The sequence below is a fragment of the Weissella fangxianensis genome (assembly GCF_024718545.1).
Lineage (GTDB): Bacteria > Bacillota > Bacilli > Lactobacillales > Lactobacillaceae > Weissella > Weissella fangxianensis.
On record NZ_JAMXDB010000054.1, the window covers coordinates 1 to 8,212 of the forward strand.

7 protein-coding genes and 1 riboswitch are annotated in these 8,212 nt (G+C 40.1%); of the genes, 5 read left to right on the forward strand and 2 right to left on the reverse strand.

The window, feature by feature from the left end:
• Nucleotides 1-168 precede the first annotated feature (168 nt).
• Nucleotides 169-1,344 carry an MFS transporter gene (locus NGR58_RS09500; protein WP_258089269.1) on the reverse strand — a complete coding sequence of 392 codons (1,176 nt, stop codon included), beginning with the start codon at nucleotides 1,342-1,344 and terminating at the stop codon, nucleotides 169-171.
• Between the two features lie 281 nt (nucleotides 1,345-1,625).
• Nucleotides 1,626-1,724: riboswitch (purine riboswitch) on the forward strand.
• A gap of 110 nt (nucleotides 1,725-1,834) precedes the next feature.
• Here NGR58_RS09500 and NGR58_RS09505 point away from each other — a divergent pair.
• From NGR58_RS09505 to NGR58_RS09525, 5 genes are all read left to right on the forward strand, one after another.
• A complete protein-coding gene (locus tag NGR58_RS09505; RefSeq protein ID WP_258089270.1) occupies nucleotides 1,835-3,139 on the forward strand; it encodes a nucleobase:cation symporter-2 family protein in 1,305 nt (434 codons plus the stop codon).
• Nucleotides 3,140-3,144: 5 nt separating this feature from the next.
• Nucleotides 3,145-3,717, forward strand: a complete 573-nt coding sequence (locus NGR58_RS09510; protein WP_258089271.1) for a xanthine phosphoribosyltransferase — start codon at nucleotides 3,145-3,147, stop codon at nucleotides 3,715-3,717.
• Between the two features lie 284 nt (nucleotides 3,718-4,001).
• A complete protein-coding gene (locus NGR58_RS09515; protein ID WP_258089272.1) occupies nucleotides 4,002-4,871 on the forward strand; it encodes an NAD(P)-dependent oxidoreductase in 870 nt (289 codons plus the stop codon).
• Nucleotides 4,872-4,940: 69 nt separating this feature from the next.
• Nucleotides 4,941-6,539, forward strand: coding sequence for a glycosyltransferase family 4 protein (asp1, locus tag NGR58_RS09520; protein ID WP_258089273.1), 1,599 nt, complete (start codon nucleotides 4,941-4,943; stop codon nucleotides 6,537-6,539).
• On the forward strand, nucleotides 6,539-8,068 hold the full coding sequence (locus tag NGR58_RS09525) for a glycosyltransferase (protein ID WP_258089274.1): 1,530 nt from the start codon (nucleotides 6,539-6,541) through the stop codon (nucleotides 8,066-8,068). The genes asp1 and NGR58_RS09525 overlap by 1 nt, the downstream gene beginning before the upstream one ends.
• 49 nt (nucleotides 8,069-8,117) lie before the next feature.
• Here NGR58_RS09525 and NGR58_RS09530 read toward each other — a convergent pair whose 3' ends face one another.
• Nucleotides 8,118-8,210 (reverse strand): IS3 family transposase, encoded by a 93-nt coding sequence (locus NGR58_RS09530; RefSeq protein WP_407077141.1) that lies wholly within the window; start codon nucleotides 8,208-8,210, stop codon nucleotides 8,118-8,120.
• Between the last annotated feature and the right edge of the window lie 2 nt (nucleotides 8,211-8,212).

Below are 8,212 nucleotides of genomic sequence, written 5' to 3' on the forward strand. Positions count from 1 at the left end.
TCCGTATTTTATAAGGCGGAATACCTTGTAGATACATTGTGACAGCTTCAATTTGTACTTCTTTTGAAAACATAGTAAAACCCCGTAAGTTTTGGAAATTACTCCAACTTACGGGGTTCAGTTCATCCAACCCTTTTCTTAATATTAACTATAATTTGCTAAATTTCTTTAATACAATGGTTCCCGTGCTGCGTTGACTTTATTCAACGTCGCCGTTGAAATTAGGGCGAATGCAGTAAAGACAGCACCACCGATACCAACATTATTCAAGCCAAAGTTTGAAACGACCAGGCCACCAGCTGCAGAGCCTAATGAGATACCTAGGTTTGAGAAAATTGAATTGATTGAAGAAGCCAAAACAAGTGATTGTGGATAATCATTTTCAGCAACACCCATAATGTGTAGTTGAAGTGGTGAATTAACAAGATACATTAAAATACCAACTAGCATAATGTCAACTGTACCTAACCAAGTGTTTTGTAACCATAATGGCATTGTGATTAGGACAATAAATTCAATGAGGTAAAGTAGTGGCATGCTGCGCAAGCCTTTGTTGTTTGCGATTCGGCCACTTGCCTGATTACTAATCAGTGACATCACACCAAAGATAGTTAGCAAGAGTGTGATGACACCAGGATTGAATGATAAAGTCTTTGAAAAAATTGGTCGTAGGTAAGTGTAAAAGACATATACACCCGCTAGACTACAAGTTTGAATAAAGACACTGAGATAAATTCTGGGGTCCTTGAAAATAACAAATTGTTGTAGGACGTTACCTTGTTTTTCTTGCATCAAGTTATGGGGCAACGTTTTGACGATTAAGAATACAGTAATGATGCTAAGCAAGGTAATTGTAATGAAGGTGAAACGCCAACCAAATGTTGTACTGATCCAAGTTCCTAAAGGTACCCCGAATACTGATGCGACACTAAAGCCAGAAAAAATCCAGCTAACTAACCAAGCACGTTTGGGCATTGGGGCGATAACTGTTGCAAATGTCATCGATAATGACACGAGCGATCCAGAAACAATGGCCACGATGATACGCGAAATCACCAGTACTGTATAATTTGGCGCAAAAATAGTCAGCGCATTTCCGAATGTAAAAATCAGCGCCAAAACGACCATGGCGTGATATAAATTGTTTTTAAGTGTTGACGTGATGATTGGTGTACTCACGGCATAAACCAGGGCAAATATTGTCACCAAATAACCCGTTGTGGCGACACTAACTGAAAATTCCTTTGCCAAATCATCAAGAATACCAATAATAATAAACTCACTAAAACCTAAGATAAAAGAGATTAAAATCAGTACAAAACTTTGAATTTTAAATTCTTTCACATGAATCCTCCTTAATTACTAAATAGTAATACTATAAACCCACAAAATTTTTTCCACTCTGGATAAAATATAAAACTTTAGCCCCGGTTGTCAATGTTTTTGACCGATAAAACATCAGAAATATAATAGCTATAACCTAATGTGTCATGCTGATTTATTTAGATTGCTTTGTTCTTATGAGAATGAAAGCGCTAATACATAAAAAATTGCAGAAGGCAGCGTTAGTGCTGAATAATCATGTTTTCAAATGACGAAATGTCTGTTATATTTAAGTACATAATAATTGAAACGTAATCACTGTCGGTATAATTGTTGGAGAATGGCCAACGAGTCCCTACCCTTCTCCCAAGAGATGGACTACCGATAGTGTTTTAATATTTTGATGCACCCATTCTGCATGCTTTTGCGTGTTTGGGTGCTTTTTTATTGCCAAATATCTATAGGAATAGTGGTTACGTGTGTTGTTTCTACATTGGAGGAGAGTTTAGTTATGGAGTCGAACACACGGACATCGACAGGACGTTTTAACAAGTTACGTAATCTGATTTTAGGGTTGCAACACGTTCTGGCAATGTATTCTGGTGGTATTTTAGTGCCATTATTGATTGGTGCGGCATTACATTTTAATGCGCAACAAATGGCGTATTTAATTTCAGCTGACATTTTTATGACAGCGGTTGGAACGTTATTCCAAGTTAAAGGTACCCGGTATACTGGTATTGCGATGCCAGTTGTGATTGGTTCAGCAGTACAAACGGTTTCGCCGTTAATTAATATTGGTAGTACGCTAGGAATTGGTGCGATGTATGGTGCCACGATAGCAGCCGGTATTTTTGTCTTTCTGATTGGTGGTTTATTTTCGCGTCTACGCCAATTCTTCCCACCAGTTGTGACCGGCTCATTAATTACCGTTATTGGCTTTACTTTAATTCCGGTTGGTTTCCAAAACTGGGGTGGTGGCGACACTGCGGCGAAAAGTTTCGGTAGTTTGACGAATCTATCAATTGGTTTGGTAACCATGTTGATTATCCTGTTATTTACTATTTTTGCCAAAGGCTTTATTAAATCAATTGCTATTTTATTGGGGATTATTCTGGGAACGGTTTTTGCTGGACTTCTTGGAGAGGTATCATTACAACCGGTTGCTGAAGCTTCATGGTTCCATATGCCAACACCCTTTTTCTTAGCAACACCAACATTTCACTGGTCAGCGATGATCACGATGATGATTGTGGCACTAACATCGATGATGGAATCAACAGGGGTTTATTTCGCCTTAGCTGATTTAACAGGGCGTAAACTAACAAATGAGGATATGGCGAAGGGATATCGTGCTGAAGGATTGGCAGTTATCCTGTCAGGTTTGTTTAACACATTCCCATATTCAACATTTTCACAAAATGTTGGGGTGGTTCGTTTGTCAGGTGTCAAAACACGACAACCCATCTACTATGCCGTATTGATTTTACTCTTGATTGGTTTGTTGCCAAAGTTTGGCGCACTAGCCACGATTATCCCATCATCTGTTTTGGGTGGTGCAATGATTATTCTATTTGGTACAATCGGTGTACAAGGAATCACGATTCTCAAGCAAGTCGATTTCAATGCTGAACGAAATTTGATGATTGCAGGTATTTCGATTGGTGCGGCAATTGGGGTAACAGTTTACCCACAAATTTTCCAACATCTACCAGAATTAGTGAAATTAGTTATTGAAAATTCAGTTGTTATAACGTCAGTATTAGCTGTATTATTGAATATTTTGTTACCAGGACGTGAGAAAGAGGTTAATTAGCAGACATGAAAATTTTAGAAGATCGCATCAAGCAAGACGGCCGTGTTTTAGGTGAAGATGTTTTGAAGGTTGATAATTTCTTGAACCATCAAGTAGATCCTGAATTAATGCAAGCTTTGGGTGAAGAATTTGCGCGTTTGTTTGCAGACGAAAAGATAGATAAGGTATTGACTGTTGAATCATCAGGAATCGCGCCTGCTGTATTTGCAGCATTATCACTACAAGTGCCAATGGTCTTCGCCCGTAAGAAGAAGTCAATTACGTTATCTGCAGAATCATACGTTGCTGATGTTTATTCATTTACCAAGCAAGAGACCAATCATGTTATGATCGATAAGCGTTTCTTGCATGAAGGTGAACGTGTGTTGTTGATTGATGATTTCTTGGCAAATGGTCAAGCAGTAACTGGTTTGATGGAAATTGCTGAAGATGCCAAGGCCGAAGTTGTTGGCGTTGGCATTGTTGTCGAAAAGACGTTCCAAAAGGGTCGTGCGATGTTAGATGATCAAGGGGTTCATGTTGAATCTTTGGCACGCATTGCAGCTTTTGAAGATGGTCAGGTTGTGTTTGCTGATTAATATATTTTAAGTATGAAGTGGTTGGGACAAAATAAATGTTCCAACTTTTTTTTGCTAAAAATGCCTTAATTTACGTCTGTAATTTTGCTCGCATAAACGCGTTCCACAAAACTGCAATGTAACAACGATTGCGTCATTCCGATTCTTCGCTGCTGTATGGGTCAAAATAACGCAATCATGGTTACTCCTCCGGTTTCAAAACGATTTTTGTTCCGCTCTAATTTTTATTTTTTAAGTGAAGCAAGGTAAAATAGAAATAATATAACAAACAGGGGGCGTTTGAAATGAAAATTGGTGTTATTGGTACAGGGGTCATGGGAAGTGGCATTATAAATAATTTGTTACAGGCAAACTATGACGTGTTTGTCTATAATCGGACTAAGGCTCATGCACAAGCAGTCATTGATCATGGTGCCGTGTGGCAAGATTCGCCACGTCAAATTGCTTCAGTTGCTGATGTGGTCATTACGATGGTTGGTTATCCTAAAGATGTTGCGAGTCAATATTATGGCGAAATGGGTATTTTTGCAGGCACTCATGCTGGACAAATTGTTGTTGATATGACGACGTCTACCCCAACCTTAGCGCAAGAACTGGCCGAAGCAGGTGCAAAACAAGGGGTAACCGTTTTGGATGCACCAGTATCTGGTGGTGATACTGGCGCAAAGAATGGTACATTGACCGTTATGGTTGGTGGTGAAAAATCAGCTTTTGATGAGTTACAGCCGATTTTTGGAGTTATTGCAAAAGCTACCACATTATTTGGTGGTGCTGGCCGTGGTCAACATGCGAAAATGGCTAATCAAATTATGGTGGCTGGTACCATGTTGGGGATGGCAGAAACCATGAGCTATGCACGTGCTGCCGAACTAGATGTTAATCAAGTTTTGCAGACGTTAGGTGGAGGTGCTGCACAAAACTGGTCATTAGATAATTATGGGCCACGCATTTTAGCAGACGACTATGCTGCTGGATTCTATGTGAAACATTTTATTAAAGACTTACGTATTGCATTAGATGAGGCTGCTAAATTGCAACTTGATCTACCAATGACGGCATTAGCTGAGCAACTTTATACCAAGTTAGCGGATGAAAATAAGTTAGCAGATGCGGGAACGCAAGCAATTGTTAGGTTGTGGTCTCAATTTGCGTAGTACATGAGTAATGTTGGTTGATACTTTTTCAGCAATCAGCTAAACAGTCAGCCATGAAAGGCGGAACAAATGAACTTTTTTATTAATGCTACAATGCCGAAGCAAAAATCGGGGATTGAGCATACCGAATTAAAGCGATTAGATTTATTCAACAAAAATAATGAACCAGTCATGGTCGTGTTACGTGACTGGGATCCTAATGCCCATATCAATACCAATGATGCGGGGATTACTGATGATCAATTAATTAATATGTTTGATTATTTTCAAGAAGCAATGCAGATTGAGCCTAAAAAATTACAAGTTCAGGACATTGAATTTGGGGCTTTGAACATCAAATTTGCAGATGATGCAGAAAAATCCCGCTATTTGGTGAAGTCGAATGAGCAACTTGTTGCACGTGTGAACTACAATGTCGATGCTGATCGTCAGGTAAAATCGGTTGAATGGTTTGATGGCTTTAATAATCTTTATCGTGTCGACCATTATGACTCACGAGGATTTATTTCATTACAACAGTGGTATACGCCCGATAATAAAATTGGGACTGAAACTTGGCAAACACCATCTGGTCGCACTGTCATTGAAGCTTTTCATAAAAAGACGATGAGTGGTGAAATCAATAAAACAAGTTGGCGATTGATCGATCGTGCTAATCAGGTTTATCAATTTGATACCCTGGCTGAACTGACAAAGTATTTCTTTGATTGCCTGAATGATGATTATTGGTCGCTTGATCAACCGAATGTTTTCATTGCCGATCGGGCTCATTTAGGTGATTGGGGATTATTACATCTGAAAAATCCTGCGTATACGGTCTTCCATTTACATAATGCGCATACGGCGAATGCCCAAAATCCGGCAGCGCCTTTGTTGAATAATAATTATGAATTCTCATTGAATAATATTGATGGTTATGATGCAGTAGTATCAGCTACGCACAAGCAAACAGCTGATGTCCGCGCACGGTTTCAACCAAAAACCAAGCTATTTACTATTCCTGTGGGTGTTGTGCCAGAACGTTTGTTAAGCGCACCACGCGTGCCAGTAGCTGAGCGAAAATTTGGTAAAATGGTTGTTTTTGCACGGATTGCCTGGGAAAAGCATCTTGATGATTTAGTGCGAGCAATTGGTCTGGTACACCAGGAATTTCCTGAAGTGACCTTAGACTTATACGGATACCCTGATCCAAGTGATAATTACAAAGCGCGTCGTGAAGTTGAACAGGTGATTGACGAATATCAATTGTCAGATGTTGTTACCTTGAAAGGCTACACGACGGATATTGATCAGGTGCAAAATGAAGCCATGATGTATGGGTTGACCTCTCGTATGGAAGGTTTTAATTTGGCAATCATGGAAGCTATTTCCCACGGGTTAATTGCCTTTTCGTATGATGTCAATTATGGGCCAAATGAAATCGTTGAAGATGGGATTAATGGTGCTGTTGTACCATATGGTGATTACAACGCTTTGGCACAGGCGATCTTACAAGTTCTTCGTGATCCAAAGTTAGCAGAACAGTATGCGACTGGGGCGTATGAGTCAGCCGAACGTTATTCAGAAGCTTCTGTTTGGTCAGCCTGGCAATCATTATTAGCTGATGCGAAAGAAAGTTGGCCAGCTAAGCTTGCCGGCATGCCAGGTTATCGAGGAGGACAACTCTAATGTATTATTTTGTGAGTGAAAATATATTTGCCTATAATTCGGGAACTGAACATGCGCAAGCACAACGTGTTAAGTTCTTTAATCGACAAGCGAAGCAAGGGCGCTTGGGTCAAGCGGCATATGTGACGCGAGATTATAATCGCTTTTTAAATCGGGATGCGAATGCCATTGGGCTAAACGCTGACGAAGTATTGAACATGTATGACTATTTCCAGGGAACGACTAATGTTTTGCGTCAGGAGCAGCCATTACGCTTATTATCACAAATCCCAGTTGATAAGTACCATATTGTTGGTCATGGCCCAAATTATTCAACTCTTGAAGATGCTGGTCGCGTCGTCGCAAAAATTAATGTGATGCCAGCAACTGTTGGTTTGGTTAATGACATTACGTATTACGATCGAGCCGATAATGTGACGGCACGTGAAAATTTTGATTGGCGTGGCTTTAAGTCATCTGTTGACTACTTTCATCCCGATGGCCGATTGGCTGTGCAGAAATTTTTGAATTTGGCTGGCGAAACGGTTCTTGAAGTGACGCATATGAACATTAATGGCCAATTACTACCAAGTATGTATAAGCTAATTAATTATTTAGGTCATGACTATCGATTTAACACTGAGGAACAATTATTCTTGTTCTTTTTGAATGAAATTACGCGTCAGCAACCCGATACGACACTGATTTCAGATCGACGTGGGTTAGATTACATCGTAGCTGGCGTGCAGGGAACGGCTCATAAATTTGCCTATTTGCATGATGTTCATACTGGCGATACAAAACATCCTGTACGTGGTAAATTATACCCCGCTTATATTAATGTGTTAGAGCGATACGGAGAAGCATTTACGGCAATTTTGGTGCCAACCTTGGCACAACAAAGAGATTTACAGACACGTTATCCGCGCTTGACTATTAAAGTGGCACCAGATGTCGTCATTGATGAGCAAACGGTGGCACAGCCACGTGTGACGCTGTCAGAGCGCCAATCTCATCAATTACTGTATGTTGGCCGGTTATCACCTGAAAAGCGGCCGGAACAAGCGGTACGAGTTTTAGCACGGGTAGTGAAAGATGTGCCAGATGTAACGCTAGTTTATTACGGTTATGCAGCGACACAAGAAATTATGCATGACTTGCAGGAATTGGCAACGAAACTACAAGTTGCTGATCATGTCACTTTTGGTGGCTATGTGCCAGGTACGGATCTACAAAGAGCTTATCAGCAAGCACAGGTCATTCTACAAACATCCATTGGCGAAGGTTTGGGGATGAACTTAGTTGAAGCAATGGGGAATGGTGTCCCAAGTATTAGTTTTGATGTGCCATATGGTGCCCATGCTTTGATTGAAGATGGTGTTAATGGTTTCGTTGTTCCAGATGGATCGAACCTGGCAATGGCTCAAAAAGTAAGCGAACTATTACTTGATGATGATCGATGGACCCAAATGTCTGTTGCGGCCTATGATAAAGCGCAAGCATTTGCAGAGTCGAAGATGGCAATTATTTGGGAACAAGTATTGAATTAAACGTAAAAAAAGGACAAACTGAACTGAACCCCAAAAATTGGAGAGAAGTTTAAGCAACTAGCTGGTCGGAAAGATTTCGGTATTGAACCGGAGTTTTTCCGGCCAGTTTTGTTTTAATCCGTTTATTATTGTAGTAATAGATAT

What these genes read in the sequence shown, in the direction of transcription:
- NGR58_RS09525 (WP_258089274.1), top strand. Translation starts at nt 6,539, where the DNA reads ATGTATTATTTTGTGAGTGAAAATATATTTGCCTATAATTCGGGAACT.
- asp1 (WP_258089273.1), top strand. Translation starts at nt 4,941, where the DNA reads ATGAACTTTTTTATTAATGCTACAATGCCGAAGCAAAAATCGGGGATT.
- NGR58_RS09505 (WP_258089270.1), top strand. Translation starts at nt 1,835, where the DNA reads ATGGAGTCGAACACACGGACATCGACAGGACGTTTTAACAAGTTACGT.
- NGR58_RS09515 (WP_258089272.1), top strand. Translation starts at nt 4,002, where the DNA reads ATGAAAATTGGTGTTATTGGTACAGGGGTCATGGGAAGTGGCATTATA.
- NGR58_RS09510 (WP_258089271.1), top strand. Translation starts at nt 3,145, where the DNA reads ATGAAAATTTTAGAAGATCGCATCAAGCAAGACGGCCGTGTTTTAGGT.